Here is a 21,753-nt window from a genome sequence, read left to right on the forward strand (position 1 = left end):
GCGCGAGGGCTACAGGGCCGCGCACGGCGGTCCGCGCCGCCCCACGGAGTGCACCCAGATCCGGACGCGGGCGGCCGGCACGGCGGTGGCCGGACGGGGCCCGGCGGACACCGGCTCGACCCGGGCGGTGACCGTGGCCCACGCGACGATCAGCGGCCGGAACGCGAACGCGGCCAGCGCGCGCAGCAGCTGGGCCAGCGCCTGCTCACCGCGGCGCAGCCACAGGGCCGCGAGCAGCCCGACCGTGACGTGCGCGCCGAGCAGCAGCCAGGAGGCCGCAGGACCGGGGTGCGCGAGCAGGCCGATGGTTCTGTCGGTGCCGCCGCCGGTCATCCGGGCCAGGGGCGTGCCCACGTTGCCCGCGCACAGCAGGTCGAAGCCGAAGGAGCGCAGGGGACCCGCGACCGGGCCGCCCGCCGCGCCGTAACAGACGTGCTGCCCGGTGGTGAAGACCGTGTCCGCGGCCAGCTCGAGCGGGACGAGCAGCGCCGCGATCCGCCCGAAGCCGCGCTCACGTCCGGCGAGCGCGTACGCGATCACGAACACGGCGGCGGCGATCGCGCCGACCGTGGTCAGCGGCAGCGGGGCCCGGGACAGCAGCACGTGCGACGCGGCGGACAGCGTCACGGCCACGGCCGTGAAGAGCGCCGCGCGCACGGCTCTGAGCTGGGTCCCGGATATGTCGTCCATCGCCGAGGAGTGTGTCATGGCCGACGGTAAACGATGCCTAAAGGGTGGCTGTGCGTCAGAGACCGGGAATCCGGCCGTTGCGGAACAGGTCCACGAAGATCTGGTGGTCCTCCCGCGCGCGAGCGCCGTAGAGGTGCGCGAAGTCGACCAGGAGGTCCGCGAAACCGTCCTCGTCGGCGGCGATCGCCGCGTCGATCGCGCGCTCCGTGGAGAACGGCACCAGCGACTCGCCGGACTGGTCGTCGGCCGCCGCGTGCATCGTCGCCGTGGCCCGGCCGAGGTCGGCGACGACCGCGTCGATCTCCTCCGGGTCGTCGATGTCCGACCAGTCCAGGTCCACCGCGTACGGGGAGACCTCGGCGACCAGCTGGCCCGAGCCGTTCAGCTCCGTCCAGCCGAGCCACGGGTCCGCGTGGGCCTGGAGCGCGCGCTGCGAGATGACCGTGCGGTGCCCCTCGTGCTGGAAGTAGTCCCGGATCGCCGGGTCCGTGATGTGGCGCGAGACGGCCGGGGTCTGGGCCTGCTTCACGTAGATCACCACATCGTTCTCCAGGGCGTCGCTGTTGCCCTCCAGGAGGATGTTGTACGAGGGCAGGCCCGCCGACCCGATCCCGATGCCGCGGCGCCCGACCACGTCCTTCACCCGGTACGAGTCCGGGCGGGTCAGCGACGACTCCGGCAGCGTCTCCAGATAGCCGTCGAAGGCCGCCAGCACCTTGTAGCGCGTCGCCGCGTCTAGCTCGATGGAGCCGCCGCCGGGGGCGAAGCGGCGCTCGAAGTCGCGGATCTCCGTCATGGAGTCGAGCAGCTCGAAGCGGGTCCGCGCGCGGGCGTCGCGCAGCGCGCCGAGCAGCGGGCCCTCGGCCGTGTCCAGGGTGAAGGGCGGCACCTCGTCGTTCTTCGCGCCGGTGGCCAGGGAGTGGACCCGCTCGCGGTAGGCCGCCGCGTACGTGCGCACCAGGGCGGTGATCTGCTCGTCGCTGAACGCCTTCGCGTAGCCGATCAGGGCCACCGAGGCGGCGAAGCGCTTGAGGTCCCAGGTGAAGGGGCCGACGTACGCCTCGTCGAAGTCGTTCACATTGAAGACCAGCCGGCCGTTCGCATCCATGTACGTGCCGAAGTTCTCCGCGTGCAGGTCGCCGTGGATCCACACCCGGCTGGTGCGGTCGTCCAGGTACGGGCCGCCGTGCTGCTCACGCTCCAGGTCCTGGTAGAACAGGCAGGCCGTCCCGCGGTAGAAGGCGAAGGCCGAGGCGGCCATCTTGCGGAACTTGACCCGGAAGGCGGCGGGGTCCGCGGCGAGCAGCTCGCCGAACGCGGTGTCGAAGACGGCGAGGATCTGCTCCCCGCGCTCTTCAGCGGTGGGCTGCTGGTCCGACATCGCGGGGTGCCTCCTGGTGCAGATGGTGCGTGAGCTGTGTGACACGCAGGGCAGGTGTTCTGACCTGTCCAACGCCCGACCGTACTCGGGAGTGCCCGACGATTGTCAGAGACCGGTCGTAGACTTCCAAGCTGTCCCCAGACCGTCGCCGCGCGTTCGCCGTAGGAGGCCCACACCGTGTCCAAGCCGCCCTTCACGCACCTGCACGTCCACACCCAGTACTCGCTGCTGGACGGTGCCGCGCGGCTGAAGGACATGTTCAACGCGTGCAACGAGATGGGCATGACGCACATCGCGATGTCCGACCACGGCAACCTGCACGGGGCGTACGACTTCTTCCACTCCGCCCAGAAGGCGGGCGTCACGCCGATCATCGGCATCGAGGCGTACGTCGCCCCGGAGTCGCGGCGCAACAAGCGGAAGATCAAGTGGGGCCAGCCGCACCAGAAGCGCGACGACATCTCCGGTTCGGGCGGTTACACGCACAAGACGATCTGGGCGGCGAACAGCAAGGGCCTGCACAACCTGTTCAAGCTCTCCTCGGACGCGTACGCCGAGGGCTGGCTGCAGAAGTGGCCGCGCATGGACAAGGAGACCCTCTCCCAGTGGAGCGAGGGCCTGATCGCCTCCACCGGCTGCCCCTCGGGTGAGCTGCAGACCCGGCTGCGCCTCGGCCAGTTCGACGAGGCGCTGAAGGCGGCCTCCGAGTACCAGGACATCTTCGGCAAGGACCGGTACTTCCTGGAGCTGATGGACCACGGCATCGAGATCGAGCGCCGGGTCCGCGACGGCCTGCTGGAGATCGGCAAGAAGCTCGGCATCCCGCCCCTGGTGACGAACGACTCGCACTACACGTACGCGCACGAGTCCGTCGCCCACGACGCCCTGCTCTGCATCCAGACCGGCAAGAACCTCTCGGACCCGGACCGCTTCCGGTTCGACGGCACGGGTTACTACCTGAAGTCGACCGACGAGATGTACGCCATCGACTCCTCGGACGCCTGGCAGGAGGGCTGCCGCAACACCCTGCTGGTCGCCGAGCAGATCGACACGACCGGCATGTTCGACAAGCGCGACCTCATGCCGAAGTTCGACATTCCGGAAGAGGGCTACACCAACACCACGTGGTTCAAGGAGGAAGTGCGGCGCGGCATGAACCGCCGCTTCCCCGGTGGCGTCCCCGAGGACCGGCAGAAGCAGGCCGACTACGAGATGGACATCATCATCCAGATGGGGTTCCCGGGCTACTTCCTCGTGGTCGCCGACTTCATCATGTGGGCCAAGAACAACGGCATCGCGGTGGGCCCCGGCCGAGGCTCCGCGGCCGGCTCGATCGTCTCGTACGCCATGGGCATCACCGACCTCGACCCGATCGAGCACGGACTGATCTTCGAGCGGTTCCTCAACCCCGAGCGCGTCTCCATGCCCGACGTCGACATCGACTTCGACGAGCGCAGGCGCGTCGAAGTGATCAGGTACGTGACCGAGAAGTACGGCGCCGACAAGGTCGCCATGATCGGCACCTACGGCAAGATCAAGGCCAAGAACGCGATCAAGGACTCCGCGCGCGTCCTCGGCTACCCGTACGCGATGGGCGACCGCCTCACCAAGGCGATGCCCGCCGACGTCCTCGGCAAGGGCATCGACCTCGACGGCATCACCAACCCCACGCACCCGCGCTACAGCGAGGCGGGCGAGATCCGGGGGATGTACGAGAACGAGCCGGACGTCAAGAAGGTCATCGACACCGCCAAGGGCGTCGAGGGCCTGGTCCGCCAGATGGGCGTGCACGCCGCCGGCGTCATCATGTCCAGCGAGCCGATCGTCGACCACGCCCCGCTGTGGACCCGGCACACCGACGGCGTGACCATCACGCAGTGGGACTACCCGCAGTGCGAGTCGCTCGGCCTGATCAAGATGGACTTCCTGGGCCTCAGGAACCTGACGATCATGGACGACGCCGTGAAGATGGTGGAGGCCAACAAGGGCAAGAAGCTGGAGCTTCTGTCCGTGCCCCTGGACGACCCCAAGACGTACGAACTGCTCTGCCGCGGTGACACGCTCGGCGTCTTCCAGTTCGACGGCGGCCCGATGCGCTCGCTGCTCCGCCAGATGCAGCCCGACAACTTCGAGGACATCTCCGCCGTCTCGGCCCTGTACCGGCCGGGCCCGATGGGCATGAACTCGCACACGAACTACGCGGAGCGAAAGAACGCCCGGCAGGAGATCACGCCGATCCACCCGGAGCTCGAAGAGCCCCTGAAGGAGACGCTGGGCCTCACCTACGGCCTCATCGTGTACCAGGAGCAGGTGCAGAAGGCCGCCCAGATCGTCGCCGGGTACTCGCTCGGCGAGGCCGACATCCTGCGCCGCGTGATGGGCAAGAAGAAGCCCGAGGAACTGGCGAAGAACTTCACCATCTTCCAGGAGGGCGCCCGGAAGAACGGCTTCAGCGACGCGGCGATCCAGGCCCTGTGGGACGTCCTGGTGCCGTTCGCCGGCTACGCGTTCAACAAGGCGCACTCCTCCGCGTACGGCCTGGTCACCTACTGGACCGCGTACCTGAAGGCGAACTACCCGGCCGAGTACATGGCGGCGCTGCTCACCTCGGTGAAGGACGACAAGGACAAGTCGGCCGTCTATCTCAACGAGTGCCGGCGCATGAAGATCAAGGTCCTCCCGCCGAACGTGAACGAGTCGGTCCACAACTTCGCCGCCCAGGGCGACGACGTGATCCTCTTCGGCCTGGAGGCGGTCCGCAACGTCGGGACGAACGTCGTGGACGCGATCATCCGCTCCCGCAAGGCCAAGGGGAAGTACTCCTCGTTCCCCGACTACCTCGACAAGGTCGAGGCCGCCGCGTGCAACAAGAGGACGACCGAATCGCTCATCAAGGCGGGTGCCTTCGACGAGATGGGGCACACCCGCAAGGGCCTCACCGCGCAGTACGAGCCGATGATCGACAACGTCGTGGCGGTCAAGAGGAAGGAAGCGGAAGGGCAGTTCGACCTCTTCGGCGGCGCCGACGAGGAGAGCGACGCCCCGGGCTTCGGGCTCGACGTCGAGTTCTCCACCGACGAGTGGGACAAGACGTACCTGCTCGCCCAGGAGCGCGAGATGCTCGGCCTGTACGTCTCCGACCACCCGCTCTTCGGCCTGGAGCACGTGCTGTCCGACAAGGCGGACGCGGGCATCGGGCAGCTCACCGGCGGTGACTTCGGCGACGGCGCGGTCGTCACGGTCGGCGGCATCATCTCGGGCCTCCAGCGCAAGATGACCAAGCAGGGCAACGCCTGGGCGATCGCGACCGTCGAGGACCTCGCCGGCTCCATCGAGTGCATGTTCTTCCCGGCCACCTACCAGCTGGTCTCCACCCAGCTCGTCGAGGACGCGGTCGTCTTCGTCAAGGGCCGCCTCGACAAGCGCGAGGACGTGCCGCGCCTGGTCGCCATGGAGATGCAGGTCCCCGACCTGTCGAACGCGGGGACGAACGCACCGGTGATCCTCACCATCCCCGCCCTGAAGGTGACCCCGCCGATGGTCAGCCGCCTCGGCGAGATCCTCTCCAACCACCGGGGCGACAGCGAGGTGCGGATCAAGCTCCAGGGCCCGCGCAAGACCACGGTCCTCCGGCTCGACCGGCACCGGGTCAAGCCGGACCCGGCGCTCTACGGCGACCTGAAGGTGCTGCTCGGCCCGTCCTGCCTGGCGGGCTGACCCCCAGGGCGGCGGACACGGCGCGAGGGCCGCACCCGGACATCCGGGTGCGGCCCTCGCCGTGCCGCGACCGTGTCGCGGCGTACGTCAGTTGTGCCCGAAGCGGCGCTCGCGGTGCTTGCGGGCCACATCCCCCGGTGTGGCCTGGATGGCCGACTTCGCCTCGGCCTCCATGGCGGACGACCGGGCCTGCTCCTGCGGCTCTGCCGACTTCTGCTGCTGATTGCGGTTCTGCTTGCGGTTCTTGGCCATGGTGATTGCCTCCTGCGGGGGAACTAGGGGCCAGGGCCGGTTTCAGACTCACATAGGGGGAACAAGACCGCATTTCGGATTATTACCGTGCGTAGCAGAGGGTTCGGGTCCTGTTCGCGCCACCTTCACGCCTTCCGCCACGCCGAAGATCGAGTTCGGGCCGTTAAGCCCCGCGCCGTCGGGCAGACTCGAAGGAAACCCGAAGCGAACGCACGGGCGTGTCGGCGAAAGAGGGTGGACCGCGTGGACCGTTGCATCGTCCTGGTGGACGCCGGGTATCTGCTGGGCGCTGCCGCGAGTCTTCTCGCGGGTGAGCCGTCCCGGTCCCGGATCCATGTCGACCACGCCGCCCTCATCCAGGGGCTGCGCGAACGCGCCGAGTCCGAGACCGAGCGCCAGTTGCTGCGCATCTACTGGTTCGACGGCGCCCCCGACCGGGTCCCGCAGCCCGAGCACCGCAGGCTGCGCGTGATGCCCCGGGTCACCGTGCGGCTCGGCGCCCTGACCCGCAGCGACGGACGCTGGGCGCAGAAGGGCGTCGACGCCGCGATGCACGCCGAGCTGACCGAGCTGGCGCGCAACCGCGCCTGCTCCGACGTCGTCCTGGTCACCGGCGACGGCGATCTGCTGCCCGGCATGATGGCCGCCAAGGAGCACGGCGTCGCCGTCCACCTCTGGGCCGTCCAGGCCGCCGACGGCGACTACAACCAGTCCGAGGACCTCGTCGCCGAGGCCGACGAACGCCGGGTGCTCGACCGGACCTGGATCACCAAGGCCGTCCGCGCCAAGGAACTCAGCGGCATCTGCGCCCCGCCGCCCGCGCCGCGCCCCGAGATCGCCGCCATCCTCTCCGCGCCGCTGCCCGAGTCCGCGCCCGCCGCCACCGGCCGCCTCGCCGACCGGGACGCCGACGCGCCGCCCGTCCAGCACGCCCCCGCCGAGCGCGCCGAGCGGCCCGGGAGCGACCCGGAGGACCGCTCCGGCACCGGCAGGGGCGTGCCCACCCCGAAGGACCTGGCCGCCCTGCGCGCGCCCGGCACCCAGCCCGCCCCGCATCCCGCCCCGGCCAACGCGACGCTGCGCTGGTCCTCCGACAAGGGCTGGGTCGAGCGGCCCGGCGGGGGCGGCGAGCCCCCCGAGTCCGCGTCCCTGCCGACCCTGGCGCAGCTCACCACCGCCGAGCAGCGCTGGGCCGACCGCGAGGAGGACATCACCACGGTCGGCGGCGATCCGTACGAGGTGGGGCAGGTCTTCGCCCGGCGGTGGATGGGCCGGCTGGGTGATCAGACACAGCTGCAGAAACTGTCGACCATGTACCCCCGGGTGCCGCACCGCATCGACGGGGAGCTGCTGCGGTACGCCGCGCGGTTCGGGCTCCTCGCCCACAAGGACGACCAGATCGACGAGCACGACCGGTACGCGATCCGGGCCGGGTTCTGGCGGGAGGTCGATGTGCGGACCGGGGCCGAGCACGCTGCCGCGGGGGACTGATCGCCGGGTTCGCCGTGCCGTCTGCGGTGTTGTTGCCGAGTGGCGTCTGCGGGTGCGTCGTGGCTGGTCGCGCCCCGCGGCGGAGCCGCCGATGGCACAGTCCCGCGCCCCTTCAGGGTGCTTTTTGCCGCACCCGCGCGCAATGTGCGGGCCCCGACCCCGTACTCTCGTTCCTCGTGAGTACGCGCACCGGTGAGCCCGCCCTGGAGCATGACAGGGGTGCCGTCGTGTGCTCGGTGCGGGGGCTGCGGAAGACCTATCCGCCCTCGCGCGGGCGGCGCGGAGTGCCCGGGACGCCCGAGGTGCGGGCCACCGACGAGGTCCGGCTCGACATCGCGCGCGGCGAGATCTTCGGCCTCCTCGGGCCGAACGGCGCCGGGAAGTCCACCCTCGTACGACAGCTGACCGGGCTCATGCGGCCGGACGCCGGAAGCGTGCGGATCCTCGGGCACGACATCGTGCGCCATCCCGAGCGGGCCTCGCGGATCCTCGCCTACCTCGGCCAGGAGTCGACCGCCCTCGACGAGCTGACCGTCTCCCTCGCCGCCGAGACCACCGGACGGCTGCGCGGGCTCAGCCTCAAGGAGGCCCGGGCCGCGCGCGACGACGTCCTCGACGAACTCGGCATCACCGCGATCGCCGGACGGCCGCTCAAGAAGCTGTCCGGCGGACAGCGGCGGCTCGCCTGCTTCGCCGCCGTCCTGGTCGGTGAACGGCCGCTGCTCGTGCTCGACGAGCCGACCACCGGCATGGACCCCGTCGCCCGGCGGGCCGTCTGGGCGGCCGTGGACCGCAGACGCGCCGAGCGCGGCACCACCGTGCTCCTCGTCACCCACAATGTCATCGAGGCCGAGACGGTCCTCGACCGGGTCGCCGTGATGGACCAGGGTCGCGTCATCGCCTGCGACACGCCCGCCGGGCTGAAGGAACGCGTCGCGGGCGAGGTGCGGGTCGAACTGGTCTGGCGGGAGAAGGCGCCGATGGACCTGGCAGAGGTCGCGCGGCTGCGCGAGCACGCCGTCGAGTCCGGGCGGCGCTGGTCGCTGCGGCTCGCCCCCGACGAGGCCCGCCGCGCCGTCGCCGCCGTCACCGGCGGCCCGGCCTTCGACTTCCTCGACGACTTCACGCTCGCCACCCCGAGCCTGGAGGACGTGTACTTGGCGCTCGGCGGCAGCCGCAGCGGCGTGAAGGGCCTGGTGAAGGCATGAGTGTCGTATCCGCCGACGCGATGCGGACCGTCGAACCGGCCGTCACCGCGGACCCGGGAGCCGGCCACGGCGAGGAGGGGCTCGCGCCGCGGGCCCGGTTCCTGCCGTCGCTCGCCGCCGTCTACCGCGCCCAGCTCTCCCGGGCCAGAGTCGCCCGGATCCCGCTGCTCTTCGTGGCGACCTTCCAGTCCATCGGCATCATGATCCTGATGCGCGGCGTCGTCGACCAGGGCGGCCGCGAGGCCCAGGCCGTGGTCGCCGGGTCCGCCGTGCTGGTCGTGGCGTTCGTCGCGCTGAACCTGCTGGCCCAGTACTTCGGCCAGTTGCGCGCGGCCGGCGGACTCGACCACTACGCGACGCTGCCGGTGCCGCCCGCCTCCGTGGTCCTGGGCGCGGCCGGCGCCTACGCGTCGTTCACCGTGCCGGGCACCGTGGTCACCGCGGTCGTCGGCTGCGCGATGTTCGATCTGCCGCTCGCCCATCTGTGGGTGCTCGCCGCCGTGATCCCGCTCGCCGGAGCCGCCCTCGCCGGGCTCGGCGCCGCGCTCGGACTGCTCGCGCCCCGGCCGGAACTCGCCACCCTGCTCGGCCAGTTGGGCATGTCGGCGGCACTGCTGCTCGGCGTGCTGCCCGCCGACCGGATGCCCGACGCGGTGCGCTGGGCCCGCGATCTGCTGCCGTCCACGTACGGTGTCGAGGCCTTCGCCCGCACCTTCGGCGACCACCCCGACTGGCCCACCGTCCTGCTCGACCTGGGCGTCTGCGCCGCCGTCGGCGTCGCCTCGCTGGCCGTGGCGACCTGGGCGTACCGTCGGGCGGCCGTCCGGTGACGCGCCCGGCCGACACGCCTGGCACGATGGCAGGGTGACCGCACCGCTGACACCGCCGCCGCATCAACCCCCGGACGACAACGGGCACGGGAACCCGTGGCAGGCCCCGGACCCGATGGCCGGCCATCTGCCGCCGCCCGCGCCGTCCCCGGCCCGTGAGGACGGGCCCGGACTGAAGGCCGAGCTGCGCGAGGCCGTCGTCGTGTTCGTCGGTGTCGCCCTGGTCGGGCTGCTCCTCGGCGTGCTCTGGCTGTGGCTCGCGCCGCGCGTGCCGCTGGTCTCCGACAGCTCGGCCGTCTACCTCAAGGACAGCGAGGGCGAGCAGGCCATCGGGATCGACGGCACGTTCGCGCTGCTCGGGCTCGCGTTCGGCGCCGTGACCGCCCCGCTCGTCTTCCTGTGGCGACGGCGCGGCGGCATCGGGATCGTCGTGGCGCTCGCGCTGGGCGCGTTGCTCGGCGGGGTGATCGCCTGGCGGTTCGGGATCTGGCTCGGACCGGCCCGGGACGTCGCCGCCCACGCCAAGGAGGTCGGCAAGGGCGTCGTGTTCGACGCGCCCCTCGAACTGAAGGCCAAGGGCGCGCTGCTGGCGTGGCCGCTGGCCGCGACGGTCGTCCACCTCGCGCTCACCGGGCTCTTCGGGCCGCGCGACCCCGACCCGTACGCGGAGTACTACGCGCCGCGGGGCCCGGAGCCGGACCCGGGGGCCCAGGGCTCCCCGATGTAGGGACCTCGTGCCCGGCCGGGAACGCTGTCGCTCGACGGCGTCCCCGGCCTTTTTTCGTGCGCGCTGAACGTCAGGCGGGCCGGCGCCCGTGATTGGCCTTGCCCTTCTTGATCCGCCACTTGCGCTTGCGCGTCCTCTTCGACATGTCCTTGGTGCTTAGCCGAAGCGACGGGATCCGTCGAGGGGTCACGCACGCCCGACGGGCGCGAGCACCGCGCCGGTGAGCGCCGCCAGGTCCGCGGCCGCCAGCTCGACCTCCAGGCCGCGGCGGCCCCCCGAGACACAGATGGTCGGGTGCTCCGCCGCCGACGCGTCGATGACCGTCGGCAGCTGCTTGCGCTGGCCCAGCGGGGAGATGCCGCCGCGTACGTAACCGGTGGTGCGCTCGGCGAGCGCCGGGTCGGCCATCGCGGCCCGCTTGCCGCCGACCGCCGCGGCGAGTGCCTTCAGATCGAGCTGGCCCGCCACCGGCACGACGGCGACCGTGAGCCGGCCGTCGACATCCGCGACGAGCGTCTTGAAGACCCGGTCGGGGGAGACGCCCATCGCCTCGGCCGCCTCCTCGCCGTAACTGGGATGGGCCGGGTCGTGCTCGTAGGAGTGCACGGTGAAGGCGGTGCCCGCGGCCGTCAGCGCGACCGTCGCCGGAGTACCGCCGGACTGCTGCTGCTTCTTGGACTTCTTCGCCAACGTGCCGTGTCCTTCAGGTCAGTTGAGGCTGGTCGCCTGTCTGGTGAGGTCCGTCGCGGGCAGCGACGGCAGATGCCGGATGATCGCCGTCTCGGCGCGCAGCAGCTTCAGCTCCTCGCGCAGCCGGGTCGCCACGTCACCTGCCTCCAGGAGCCGCTGCCGCGTCGGTACGTCGAGCACCGCGGCGGCGGCGACCAGGTACGACACCACCGACGGCTCGTCCGGCAGCTCCGCGCCCGTGGTCAGGGTCCGCTCCCGGGCGCCCGCGAGCCGCTTCTGGTACGAGCGGAACGCCCGCAGCACGCCCTCGGCCAGGGCTCCCGCCTCGGCGCCGTCGTCGTCCGGCAGCACCTCCACCTCCGCGGTGAGGTACGGGCCCGAGGCGTCCACCGAGTGCAGCGCGACGCGCTGGGTGCCGGTCGCCAGCACCTCGAAGCTGCCGTCGGCGCGCTCGCGGATCGTCGCCGCGTCGGCGATGCAGCCGACGGAGTGGAAGGAGCTGATCGGGTCGTCGCCGAAGCCGGCCGCGGGGCCCGCGCCGGCCTCCTTCGTGGTGAGGTCGTCCGGCATGCCGGCGGCGCTCGGCGCGACCTCGTGGCCGTCGCGGATCGCCACGACCACGAAGTTGCGCGGCTCGTCGGAGACGGCCGGATCGGCGTCGGGGTCGTCGGGGTCGGCGGGCCCGGAAGGGGAGTCCTTCAACAGGTCGCGCATCAGGGCGCGATAACGCTCCTCGAAGATGTTCAGCGGGAGCACGAGCCCGGGGAACAGCACCGAGTTGAGCGGGAAGAGCGGAAGCCGGACGGTGGTCACGACGGTCAAGAGTAATGGTCGTCGGAGGTCCGCGGTCCGCCGAGCAGCGGGAGCGCCGCCGCGACCTCCAGACGGACGCCGTCGCGCAGGTGCAGGAACTCGCCCAGCGGGTCGTCGGAGAGCCGGTCCCAGGGGAACGAGGTCGCGTACGGGCCGATGAGACGCAGCTGGTCCAGGGCGTCCGGCCAGCGCTCGAGGTGGATCAGGACGCAGGCCAGCAGATTGCGCACCTCGGCGGGCCAGGGGTCCGCGCCGTCGTACGTGGCCGAGAGCCCGACGGCGAGATCGGCCGCCGCGTCCAGGCGGGCCCGCGGGATGCCCTGCGGGGACTGCGCGGTGAGGTAGGCGAAGGCGGCGCGGGCCGGGAGGGCCTGGAGCAGGGAGCCGGGCAGCGCGTCCTCGGCGGCGCGCTCGGCGAAGTCGAAGCACTCCGCGTGCGAGCCGTACCAGGCGGCCGACAGGTACTGCAGGGCCGCGACATGGCAGCCGTAGTGGTGCGTGGCGCGGCGCACCGCCTGGGTCCACAGCTCCTCGAAGACGGTGTGCGAGGCGTTCGCGCCGCGGGCGTGGTCCAGGGCGAGGCGCCAGGGGACCGGGTCGCGGCGGTCGGCGTCGGCCGCGGCCAGGATCAGCGGGGTGACGTCGCGGAGCAGTTCGGCGCGGGCCGGGGAGCCGAAGGCGCGGGCGACCGCGACCTCCGCCTTGACCAGGAGCAGGTCGGGGTCGTGCGGGGCGGCCGACTGCCAGGCCGTGAACCACTCGGGGCGGGCGGCGGCGAAGGCGGCGAGGCGCTGGACGTACCGGTCGCGGTTCTCCCACTCGGCGGCCTCGCGGGTGTGGGCGAGGAGTTCTGCCGCCGGGCCGTGGTCTCTGTGGCCCGCCGCGGCCAGGGCTGTGGCGAGGCGGTCGTCGGGGGCGTCGAGGAGGATGTCGTCGTCCGGGGGGAGGCCTTCGGCCAGGGAGGCCGTGTGGCGGATCATGCGGGCTGTGCGGATGAGGGCGCGGAGCAGGGGCATGTCCGCGTCCTCCTCTTTGGCGGGCCTGGTTGCTGCCCTGGGATGACGGGCTCTGGGGGGTCATGGTTGCTTGTGGAGCGGTAACGGTTTGGGGCGGGGTCGGGGTCACGGGTCGAGCTGTGAGTCTGCTGGGCGGGTGGGGCGGGGCTCGGGCCCGATTGAGCGCTTGCCCCGCGCTGGGGGGGTGAGGGGTCAGTTGCGGCGGAGGAGGCGGGTGGCGCCTGCTGCGACTGTTGTCGCCAGGATCCAGCCGAGCATGATCAGGACGGCCGCCAGCCACTGCCAGCCGCCGGCCAGCTGCCAGCTGGCCGCCTGGCCCAGGTCGATCACCGGGAGCAGGAGGTCGAGCGCGAAGAGGGCCGGATCCCAGTTCGGGCCCTCTCCCTTGTGCAGGGGCGGATGGTCGGCACGGCTGAAGGCGACCGTGCTGACCGCCCACAGCACGGCCATCCAGACGGCGGCCCGGCCCGGCCGGTACCCGTAGGCGACCGTCCAGTCCTGGATGTAGCCCCACACCTTGGCCGCCACCGGCAGCGTCTCGCGGCGGCGCCGCTGCTTGGCGAGCAGCACCTCGCGGGCGTCGGCGTCCTCCCCGCTGTTGCGCAGGATGGTGGCGAGCTGCTCGTACGGCTCGGGCCGGTACTCGGGGGTGGCGTCGGAGAGCCAGCACAGCCTGCGGCGCAGCGGGAAGGCGCCGATCGGGATCAGGTTCTCGTACGTGAGGCCGAAGACCCGGAACTGCCCCGCGACCGGCCAGCTCGTCGCCTTGTCGACCAGGTTGACGACCTTCGCGCCGTTCAGCACGACGAGGCCGCGCTCCGGCCGCTCCCCGGTGAAGCGCAGCTCGGGGGTCTGCACCCGGCGCAGGGACACCTCCTGGTCGTGCCGGAGCGTGAAGCGGGCCGCGTCCAGGTCGATGGCGTCGCCGAAGCGCCCGTCGTCGAGGCGGAGGCCGCCCACGCACTCGAACCGCTGCACCCGGGTGCCCTGGGCCGGGGTGCCACCGGCCTGGAACGGATTGCCCACCCCCGCGGGGGTCAGGTACAGGGTGCGCTCGACCGTCAGCTGCGGGGCGTTCAGCGCGCGCCGCCCCTGCGTGTTGCTCAGCCGGCTGCCGCGCAGGGACAGCGAGACGCCCACCGTCGCGCCGCGCAGGCTCAGCTCGCCGTGCGTCTCCAGCATCTCGGCCTGGAGGTCCTGGCCGACCGACATCCCGTCCCCGGCTATCGACTTGCCGGTCCGGTCGCGGAACGCCACCGCCTGATTGAGCAGCAGGTCCGTGCCGATGTGCGCGTCGGTGAGCCGGACTCCGGTGTGGAACCGCGAGCGGGGCAGATGCAGATCGCCCTCGGTGTGCACCCGGGCGGCCTCCAGGCGCGGCACCGAGCAGTTCACCAGCCGGAGCGTCGTGAAGTGCGCCTCGGGTAGCAGCACCTCCTTCTCGAAGCGGCAGTCCTTCAGCTCCACGTACGGCTCGATCGTGCCGCCCGCGAGATCGAGCACGTCCGTGATCTGCACGCCCTGGAGCTTCAGCGAGGACACCCGGCCGTCCAGGGCCGGCGGCCCGGCGAGCAGCAGCCACGCCACGATCCGCGCCCGCACGCTGCGGTCGGGGCCCCACGGGTGCCCGCCGTGCGGATCGTCGACGGCCCTGCCGCCCGTCCGCAGGTCGTAGACGCTTCCGTTGCGGAACGCCTGCCACATCCCGACCTCCGCTGCGGTCAGCCCGTCCGGCACGTCGCCATTGCCGCCGCCGGTCGTCGTCCCGTCGACCACGCCTGTCCTGCCTCCCCGTACGCCCACGATGTTCTCGATGTGCCGTCGCGCTCCGCCCGTCCCGTCCGCCCCGCCGGCATCTGCTACCCACGGGTTGTGTACGACCGGTCATGCCCGCTGGGTGACAGCTTGAACGCCAGGGGTGAAGGTCATCCTCCGGTCCCGGAACAACGGCTGAAACCGCACGTGTATCAGTCACTGATACGGGCCACCGGCGGCCGATGCGCGTCTGAGAGAATTGGTGCGTGATCTCTCGAATCGATCTGCGCGGCGCCGCCCTCCCCGAGGGCCAGGCCCTGCGCTCGCTGCTGCCCCGAGCCGACTTCGACGTCTCGGCCGCCCTGGAGAAGGTGCGTCCGATCTGCGAGGACGTGCATCATCGCGGCGACGCGGCGCTGATCGAGTACGGGGAGAAGTTCGACGGAGTGACGCTGGAGTCGGTGCGCGTGCCGGCCGAGGCCCTGGCCAAGGCCCTCGCCGACCTCGACCCGGCCGTCCGCGCGGCCCTTGAGGAGTCCATCCGCCGGGCCCGCATCGTCCACCGCGAGCAGCGCCGCACCGGCCACACCACGCAGGTCGTGCCCGGTGGCTCGGTCACCGAGAAGTGGGTGCCGGTCGAGCGCGTCGGCCTGTACGCGCCGGGCGGCCGGTCCGTCTACCCGTCGTCCGTGATCATGAACGCCGTACCGGCGCAGGAGGCCGGCGTCGAGTCGATCGCGCTCGCCTCGCCGCCGCAGAAGGAGTTCGGCGGCCTGCCGCACCCGACGATCCTGGCGGCCTGCGCGCTGCTCGGCGTCGACGAGGTGTACGCGGCCGGCGGCGCCACCGCCGTCGCGATGTTCGCGTACGGCACCGAGTCCTGCCCGCCCGCGAACATGGTGACCGGCCCGGGCAACATCTGGGTCGCCGCCGCCAAGCGCTACTTCACCGGCCGGATCGGCATCGACGCCGAGGCCGGTCCGACCGAGATCGCGGTCCTCGCCGACGCCACCGCCGACCCGGCGCACGTCGCCTCCGACCTGATCAGCCAGGCCGAGCACGACCCGCTGGCCGCCGCCGTCCTCGTCACCGACAGCGAGGAGCTGGCCGCCGCCGTCGAGCGCGAGCTGGAGCCGCAGGTCGCCGCGACCAAGCACGTCGAGGACCGGATCCTGCCCGCCCTCAAGGGCGAGCAGTCCGCGATCGTCCTCGTGGACTCGATCGACGACGGCCTCAAGGTCGTCGACGCGTACGGCGCCGAGCACCTGGAGATCCAGACCGCGGACGCCGCCGCCGTCGCCCAGCGCGTGAAGAACGCGGGGGCGGTCTTCGTCGGCCCGTGGGCGCCGGTCTCCCTCGGGGACTACGCCGCGGGGTCGAACCACGTGCTGCCGACCGGCGGCTGCGCCTGCCACTCCTCCGGCCTGTCCGTCCAGTCCTTCCTGCGCGGCATCCACATCGTCGACTACACGAAGGACGCCCTCGCCGAGGTCGCCCACACCGTGGTGACGCTGGCCGAGGCCGAGGACCTGCCCGCGCACGGCGCCGCCGTCAAGGCCCGCTTCGGGTGGAAGGTGCCGACGGACAAGTGACGACCATCGACGACCTTCCCGTCCGCGACGAACTGCGCGGCAAGTCCCCCTACGGCGCGCCCCAGCTCGACGTCGCCGTCCGGCTGAACACGAACGAGAACCCGTACCCGCTGCCCGAGCCGCTCGTCGCGCGCATCGCGGAGCGGGTCGCGGACGCGGCCCGCACCCTCAACCGCTACCCGGACCGCGACGCCGTCGAGCTGCGCACCGAGCTGGCCCGGTACCTGACCCGCACCACAGGCCACCCGGTCGCCTTCGAGCAGGTCTGGGCGGCCAACGGGTCGAACGAGGTGCTCCAGCAGCTCCTCCAGGCGTTCGGCGGCCCCGGCCGCACCGCGCTCGGCTTCGAGCCCTCGTACTCGATGCACCCGCTGCTCGCCCGCGGCACCAACACCGGCTGGGTGAGCGCTCCGCGCAAGGACGACTTCTCGCTGGACGTGCCCGGCGCCGTCGAGGCGATCCGCACCCACCGCCCCAGCGTCGTCTTCATCACCAGCCCCAACAACCCCACCGGCAACGCCGTGGCACGCGAGGACGTCCTCGCGCTGTACGAGGCGGCCGGCCGGGACGCGATGGTGATCGTCGACGAGGCGTACACCGAGTTCAGCCACGGCGCGTCCCTGCTCGAACTGATCGAGGGACGCCCGAACCTCGTCATCTCGCGCACCATGTCGAAGGCGTTCGGCGCCGCGGGCCTGCGCCTCGGCTACCTCGCCGCCGACCCGGCCGTGGTCGACGCGGTCCAGCTGGTGCGCCTGCCCTACCACCTGTCGGCCGTGAACCAGGCGACGGCGCTCGCCGCCCTGGAGTACACCGACACCCTGCTCCAGTACGTGGAGCAGCTGAAGGCCGAGCGCGACCGGGTCGTCGACGAGCTGAGGGGGCTCGGCTTCGACGTCACCGTCGCCGACGCCAACTTCATCCAGTTCGGCGTGTTCGAAGACCCCCACGCGGTCTGGCAGTTCATCCTCGACCGCGGCGTCCTGATCCGGGACAACGGAGTGCCGGGACGGCTGCGGATGTCGGTCGGCACCCCCGAAGAGAACGACGCGTTCCTGGACGCGGCCCGTGAAGTGAAGAAGGAGTTCGGCGCATGAGCCGGGTAGGACGCGTAGAGCGCACCACCAAGGAGACGTCCGTTCTCGTCGAGATCGACCTCGACGGCAGCGGCAAGGTCGACGTGTCGACCGGGGTCGGCTTCTACGACCACATGCTCGACCAGCTCGGCCGCCACGGCCTCTTCGACCTCACGGTCAAGACCGAGGGCGACCTGCACATCGACTCGCACCACACCATCGAGGACACCGCCCTCGCCCTCGGCGCCGCCTTCAAGCAGGCGCTCGGCGACAAGGTCGGCATCTACCGCTTCGGCAACTGCACCGTCCCGCTGGACGAGTCCCTCGCCCAGGTCACCGTCGACCTCTCCGGCCGCCCCTACCTCGTGCACACCGAGCCCGAGAAGATGGCGCCGATGATCGGCGAGTACGACACGACGATGACCCGGCACATCCTGGAGTCCTTCGTCGCGCAGGCGCAGATCGCCCTGCACGTCCACGTCCCGTACGGGCGCAACGCCCACCACATCGTGGAGTGCCAGTTCAAGGCCCTCGCCCGCGCGCTGCGCTACGCCTCCGAGCGGGACCCGCGCGCGGCCGGCATCCTCCCCTCGACGAAGGGTGCCCTGTAGCCATGAACGGCCTCGCGACCGTCCTCATCCTCGTCGGCCTCTTCCTGGTCGGCGGCATCATCTCGTTCACCAAGCAGGGCATGGGCAAGAGCCTCATCACGCTGCTGTCGATCAGCGCCGCCCTGTGTCTGGTCGCGGGTGTGCTGCGCCTCGACTACTGGAACTGACGGCCATGACAGAGAAGAAAGTTGTCGTCTTCGACTACGGCTTCGGGAACGTGCGCTCCGCCGAGCGCGCCCTCGCCCGCGCGGGCGCCGACGTCGAGATCACCCGCGACTACGACAAGGCCATGAACGCCGACGGCCTCCTCGTCCCCGGCGTGGGCGCCTTCGCCGCGTGCATGAACGGGCTGAAGGAGGCGCGCGGCGACTGGATCGTCGGGCGCCGGCTGTCCGGCGGGCGGCCCGTGATGGGCATCTGCGTCGGCATGCAGATCCTGTTCGCGCGCGGCATCGAGCACGGCGTCGAGGCCGAGGGCCTCGACGAATGGCCCGGCGTCGTCGAACCGCTGAAGGCCGACGTCGTCCCGCACATGGGGTGGAACACCGTCGACGCTCCCGAGGACAGTGAGCTGTTCGCGGGCGTCGGCGGCGACGAGCGCTTCTACTTCGTGCACAGTTACGCCGTCCAGCACTGGGACATGGAGGTCAAGAACCCCCACATCCGTGCCCCCAAGGTGACCTGGTCGACCCACGGCGAGCCCTTCGTGGCCGCCGTCGAGAACGGCGCGCTGTGGGCGACGCAGTTCCACCCCGAGAAGTCCGGCGACGCCGGAGCCCAGCTGCTGAAGAACTGGATCGGAACGCTGTGAGCACCTTGAACAGGCTCGAACTCCTCCCCGCCGTCGACGTCCGCGACGGGCAGGCCGTCCGGCTCGTCCACGGCGAGTCCGGCTCCGAGACCTCCTACGGCTCCCCGCTGGAGGCCGCCCTCGCCTGGCAGTCCTCCGGCGCCGAGTGGCTGCACCTGGTCGACCTCGACGCCGCGTTCGGCACCGGCGACAACCGCGCGCTGATCCGCGAGGTCAGCCAGGCCATGGACATCAAGGTCGAGCTGTCCGGCGGCATCCGCGACGACGACACGCTCGCCGCGGCCCTCGCCACCGGCTGCACCCGCGTCAACCTCGGCACCGCCGCCCTGGAGACCCCCGAGTGGGTCGCCAAGGTCATCGCCGAGCACGGCGACAAGATCGCGGTCGGCCTCGACGTGCGCGGCACGACGCTGCGCGGCCGCGGCTGGACCCGCGACGGCGGCGACCTCTACGAGACGCTGGAGCGCCTCAACGCCGAGGGCTGCGCGCGCTACGTCGTCACCGACATCGCCAAGGACGGCACGCTCCAGGGCCCGAACCTGGAGCTGCTGAAGAACGTCTGCGCGGCCACGGACCGCCCGGTCGTCGCCTCCGGCGGCGTCTCCTCCCTCGACGACCTGCGGGCCATCGCCGAGCTGGTGCCGCTCGGCGTCGAGGGCTCCATCGTCGGCAAGGCGCTGTACGCCAAGGCGTTCACGCTGGAGGAAGCGCTGGAGGCGGTCTCCGCATGAGCGGCGCCGTCCGCCGGACCCAGTCCGGGGCCCCCTGGGAGGAGGACTTCGGGTACGCCCGCACCGTCGAACTCCCCAACGGTCTCGTCCTGGTCGCCGGCTGCACCTCCGTCGTCAACGGCGTGATCGCCGAGGGCGGTCCGTACGAGCAGACGAAGAACGCCTTCAACGTGGCGATCGAGGCGCTGGGCGAGCTGGGGCTCGGCCGCGACGACATCGTCCGCACCCGCATGTACCTCACCCACGCGCGGGACGTGGACGAGGTCGGCCGGGCCCACAAGGAGCTGTTCGACACCGTCCGCCCCGTCGCGTCGATGCTGATCATCTCCGGCTTCGTCGACCCGTCGCTGGTCGTCGAGGTCGAGGTCGAGGCGTTCCGCCCGCAGGCAGGAGAAGCACAGTGAGCCTCGCGGTACGCGTCATCCCCTGTCTCGACGTGGACAACGGGCGGGTCGTCAAGGGCGTCAACTTCCAGAACCTGCGCGACGCGGGCGACCCCGTCGAGATGGCGAAGGTGTACGACGCCGAGGGCGCCGACGAGCTGACGTTCCTGGACATCACCGCCTCGTCCGGCAACCGGGAGACCACCTACGACGTGGTGCGCCGCACCGCCGAGCAGGTCTTCATCCCGCTCACCGTGGGCGGCGGTGTGCGCACCGCCGACGACGTGGACAAGTTGCTGCGCGCCGGGGCCGACAAGGTGGGCGTCAACACGGCCGCCATCGCCCGGCCGGAGCTGATCCGGGAGATCGCCGAGCGCTTCGGCCGGCAGGTGCTCGTCCTCTCGGTCGACGCCCGGCGCACCGGGGCCGGGGCCTTCGAGGTGACGACGCACGGCGGGCGGCGGTCCGCCGGGATCGACGCCGTCGAGTGGGCGCACCGGGCCGCCGAGCTGGGGGCCGGGGAGATTCTGCTCAACTCGATGGACGCCGACGGCACCAAGGACGGGTACGACCTCGAGATGATCGAGGCCGTCCGCAAGCATGTGTCCGTGCCGGTGATCGCGTCGGGCGGCGCCGGGCGACTGGAGCATTTCGCGCCGGCCGTCGAGGCGGGCGCCGACGCCGTGCTGGCCGCGTCCGTCTTCCATTTCGGGGACCTGCGCATCGGAGAGGTCAAGTCCTCCTTGCGGGACGCGGGCTGCCCGGTGCGCTGAGCTGTCGGGTGCGGCTCTCGTCGTGGCTGGTCGCGCAGTTCCCCGCGCCCCTGAAACGAGCTCCGCTCGCCCAGGGGCGCGGGGAACCGGGCCGCGGACTGCGAGCGACCGGTGATTTCGCCGATGCGGAGCGGAGCGTTCCCGCGGGAATTTGGTGCTGTCCATGACACTGGCGGCGCCTCGGGACGACGGTGCCGCCTCCCCGAGAGGAACACGTCGTGCACAAGCTCCGAAACCGCCTCATCCGCACGGGCCTGGCCGCACTGCTCGCGCTCGGCGGCCTCGCCACCTCCCAGGCCGTGACCGCCCAGGCCGCGGACAACCCCTACGAACGCGGCCCGGCCCCGACCCAGTCGAGCATCGAGGCCTCCCGCGGCAGCTACGCGGTCTCCCAGACCACCGTCTCCTCCCTGAGCGTCAGCGGCTTCGGCGGCGGCACCATCTACTACCCGACGTCGACGGCCGACGGCACCTTCGGCGCCGTAGCGATCTCGCCCGGCTACACCGCGTACCAGTCGTCGATCGCCTGGCTCGGCCCGCGCCTGGCCTCGCAGGGCTTCGTCGTGTTCACCATCGACACCAACACCACGCTCGACCAGCCCGACAGCCGGGGCCGCCAACTCCTCGCGGCACTCGACTACTTGACCCAGTCGAGCTCCGTCCGCGGCCGGATCGACAGCACCCGGCTCGGTGTCATGGGGCATTCCATGGGCGGTGGCGGCACGCTGGAGGCCGCCAAGAGCAGGCCGTCGCTCCAGGCCGCCATCCCGCTGACCGGCTGGAACACGGACAAGACCTGGCCCGAGATCCAGACCCCCACGCTCGTGGTGGGCGCCGACGGTGACACGATCGCGCCGGTCGCCACCCACTCCGAGCCGTTCTACACCAGCCTGCCCAGCTCGCTCGACAAGGCGTACCTGGAGCTGCGGGGCGCCACCCACTTCACCCCGAACTCCTCCAACACCACGATCGCCAAGTACTCGATCTCGTGGCTGAAGCGCTTCGTCGACAACGACACCCGGTACGAGCAGTTCCTCTGCCCGCTGCCGAGCGCGAGCCTCACGATCGCGGAGTACCGGGGCAACTGCCCGCACACGTCCTGACGTTCCGCGCGTGCTGTGCGGGGACACAGTGTCCCCCGGTGCCGGTTGGGTCCGGGCCCAACCGGCACCACGCACGGCACGGTTCCCGCCTAGCGTGGTCCGG

Annotated in this window: 21 protein-coding genes; 14 read left to right on the plus strand and 7 right to left on the minus strand. The window is 71.6% G+C overall.

Annotation, left to right across the window (positions count from 1 at the left end; translation table 11 throughout):
• Positions 1–9 precede the first annotated feature (9 nt).
• Both ABZ930_RS17395 and ABZ930_RS17400 read right to left on the minus strand, forming a co-directional pair.
• A complete protein-coding gene (locus ABZ930_RS17395) occupies positions 10–708 on the minus strand; it encodes a hypothetical protein (protein WP_361548473.1) in 699 nt (232 codons plus the stop codon).
• Between the two features lie 37 nt (positions 709–745).
• On the minus strand, positions 746–2,071 hold the full coding sequence (locus ABZ930_RS17400; RefSeq protein ID WP_361548476.1) for a DUF2252 domain-containing protein: 1,326 nt from the start codon (positions 2,069–2,071) through the stop codon (positions 746–748).
• A 177-nt stretch (positions 2,072–2,248) separates the two neighbouring features.
• Here ABZ930_RS17400 and dnaE point away from each other — a divergent pair, with 177 nt between their 5' ends.
• On the plus strand, positions 2,249–5,788 hold the full coding sequence (gene dnaE, locus ABZ930_RS17405) for a DNA polymerase III subunit alpha (protein WP_361548479.1): 3,540 nt from the start codon (positions 2,249–2,251) through the stop codon (positions 5,786–5,788).
• 87 nt (positions 5,789–5,875) lie between these two features.
• On the opposite strand, the gene ABZ930_RS17410 is transcribed toward dnaE, so the two are convergent.
• Complete coding sequence (locus ABZ930_RS17410; protein WP_361548482.1) at positions 5,876–6,040, minus strand: hypothetical protein; 165 nt, start codon at positions 6,038–6,040, stop codon at positions 5,876–5,878.
• A 243-nt stretch (positions 6,041–6,283) separates the two neighbouring features.
• Here ABZ930_RS17410 and ABZ930_RS17415 point away from each other — a divergent pair, with 243 nt between their 5' ends.
• From ABZ930_RS17415 to ABZ930_RS17430, 4 genes are all read left to right on the plus strand, one after another.
• Positions 6,284–7,531, plus strand: coding sequence for an NYN domain-containing protein (locus ABZ930_RS17415; RefSeq protein ID WP_361548485.1), 1,248 nt, complete (start codon positions 6,284–6,286; stop codon positions 7,529–7,531).
• A 227-nt stretch (positions 7,532–7,758) separates the two neighbouring features.
• Positions 7,759–8,739: an ABC transporter ATP-binding protein gene (locus ABZ930_RS17420; protein WP_361548584.1), complete on the plus strand. Its 981-nt coding sequence runs from the start codon at positions 7,759–7,761 to the stop codon at positions 8,737–8,739.
• Positions 8,736–9,569 (plus strand): ABC transporter permease, encoded by an 834-nt coding sequence (locus ABZ930_RS17425; RefSeq protein WP_361548488.1) that lies wholly within the window; start codon positions 8,736–8,738, stop codon positions 9,567–9,569. The genes ABZ930_RS17420 and ABZ930_RS17425 overlap by 4 nt, the downstream gene beginning before the upstream one ends.
• Positions 9,570–9,603: 34 nt before the next feature.
• Positions 9,604–10,296: a DUF2567 domain-containing protein gene (locus ABZ930_RS17430; RefSeq protein ID WP_361548490.1), complete on the plus strand. Its 693-nt coding sequence runs from the start codon at positions 9,604–9,606 to the stop codon at positions 10,294–10,296.
• A 186-nt stretch (positions 10,297–10,482) separates the two neighbouring features.
• On the opposite strand, the gene ybaK is transcribed toward ABZ930_RS17430, so the two are convergent.
• From ybaK to ABZ930_RS17450, 4 genes are all read right to left on the minus strand, one after another.
• Positions 10,483–10,986 carry a Cys-tRNA(Pro) deacylase gene (gene ybaK, locus ABZ930_RS17435; RefSeq protein WP_361548493.1) on the minus strand — a complete coding sequence of 168 codons (504 nt, stop codon included), beginning with the start codon at positions 10,984–10,986 and terminating at the stop codon, positions 10,483–10,485.
• Between the two features lie 18 nt (positions 10,987–11,004).
• Complete coding sequence (locus ABZ930_RS17440; protein WP_361548496.1) at positions 11,005–11,799, minus strand: LON peptidase substrate-binding domain-containing protein; 795 nt, start codon at positions 11,797–11,799, stop codon at positions 11,005–11,007.
• Between the two features lie 5 nt (positions 11,800–11,804).
• Positions 11,805–12,815, minus strand: a complete 1,011-nt coding sequence (locus tag ABZ930_RS17445) for a hypothetical protein (protein WP_361548499.1) — start codon at positions 12,813–12,815, stop codon at positions 11,805–11,807.
• Positions 12,816–13,007: 192 nt separating this feature from the next.
• Positions 13,008–14,519, minus strand: a complete 1,512-nt coding sequence (locus ABZ930_RS17450; RefSeq protein ID WP_361548587.1) for an oxidoreductase — start codon at positions 14,517–14,519, stop codon at positions 13,008–13,010.
• Between the two features lie 317 nt (positions 14,520–14,836).
• Between ABZ930_RS17450 and hisD the strand changes: the two genes are divergently transcribed.
• The 9 genes from hisD to ABZ930_RS17495 all read left to right on the plus strand — a co-directional run bounded on the left by hisD (position 14,837) and on the right by ABZ930_RS17495 (position 21,650).
• Entirely contained in the window at positions 14,837–16,162 is a 1,326-nt protein-coding gene (gene hisD / locus ABZ930_RS17455) for a histidinol dehydrogenase (protein WP_361548502.1), read from the plus strand.
• Positions 16,159–17,259, plus strand: coding sequence for a histidinol-phosphate transaminase (locus tag ABZ930_RS17460; RefSeq protein ID WP_361548505.1), 1,101 nt, complete (start codon positions 16,159–16,161; stop codon positions 17,257–17,259). The genes hisD and ABZ930_RS17460 overlap by 4 nt, the downstream gene beginning before the upstream one ends.
• Positions 17,256–17,849, plus strand: coding sequence for an imidazoleglycerol-phosphate dehydratase HisB (hisB, locus tag ABZ930_RS17465; RefSeq protein ID WP_351443705.1), 594 nt, complete (start codon positions 17,256–17,258; stop codon positions 17,847–17,849). Before ABZ930_RS17460 ends, hisB begins: the two co-directional genes overlap by 4 nt.
• A 2-nt stretch (positions 17,850–17,851) precedes the next feature.
• Positions 17,852–18,016, plus strand: a complete 165-nt coding sequence (locus tag ABZ930_RS17470) for a hypothetical protein (protein ID WP_361548508.1) — start codon at positions 17,852–17,854, stop codon at positions 18,014–18,016.
• A 5-nt stretch (positions 18,017–18,021) separates the two neighbouring features.
• Complete coding sequence (gene hisH, locus ABZ930_RS17475) at positions 18,022–18,660, plus strand: imidazole glycerol phosphate synthase subunit HisH (RefSeq protein ID WP_361548511.1); 639 nt, start codon at positions 18,022–18,024, stop codon at positions 18,658–18,660.
• Positions 18,661–18,665: 5 nt separating this feature from the next.
• Positions 18,666–19,391 (plus strand): bifunctional 1-(5-phosphoribosyl)-5-((5-phosphoribosylamino)methylideneamino)imidazole-4-carboxamide isomerase/phosphoribosylanthranilate isomerase PriA, encoded by a 726-nt coding sequence (gene priA / locus ABZ930_RS17480; protein WP_361548590.1) that lies wholly within the window; start codon positions 18,666–18,668, stop codon positions 19,389–19,391.
• Positions 19,388–19,795, plus strand: a complete 408-nt coding sequence (locus tag ABZ930_RS17485) for a RidA family protein (RefSeq protein WP_361548514.1) — start codon at positions 19,388–19,390, stop codon at positions 19,793–19,795. Before priA ends, ABZ930_RS17485 begins: the two co-directional genes overlap by 4 nt.
• A complete protein-coding gene (gene hisF, locus ABZ930_RS17490; RefSeq protein WP_361548517.1) occupies positions 19,792–20,547 on the plus strand; it encodes an imidazole glycerol phosphate synthase subunit HisF in 756 nt (251 codons plus the stop codon). The genes ABZ930_RS17485 and hisF overlap by 4 nt, the downstream gene beginning before the upstream one ends.
• A gap of 254 nt (positions 20,548–20,801) precedes the next feature.
• Positions 20,802–21,650 carry an alpha/beta hydrolase gene (locus ABZ930_RS17495; RefSeq protein WP_361548593.1) on the plus strand — a complete coding sequence of 283 codons (849 nt, stop codon included), beginning with the start codon at positions 20,802–20,804 and terminating at the stop codon, positions 21,648–21,650.
• Positions 21,651–21,753 lie beyond the last annotated feature (103 nt).

Source organism: Streptomyces sp. NPDC046716 (assembly GCF_040645755.1).
In the GTDB taxonomy this organism is placed as follows: Bacteria; Actinomycetota; Actinomycetes; order Streptomycetales; family Streptomycetaceae; genus Streptomyces.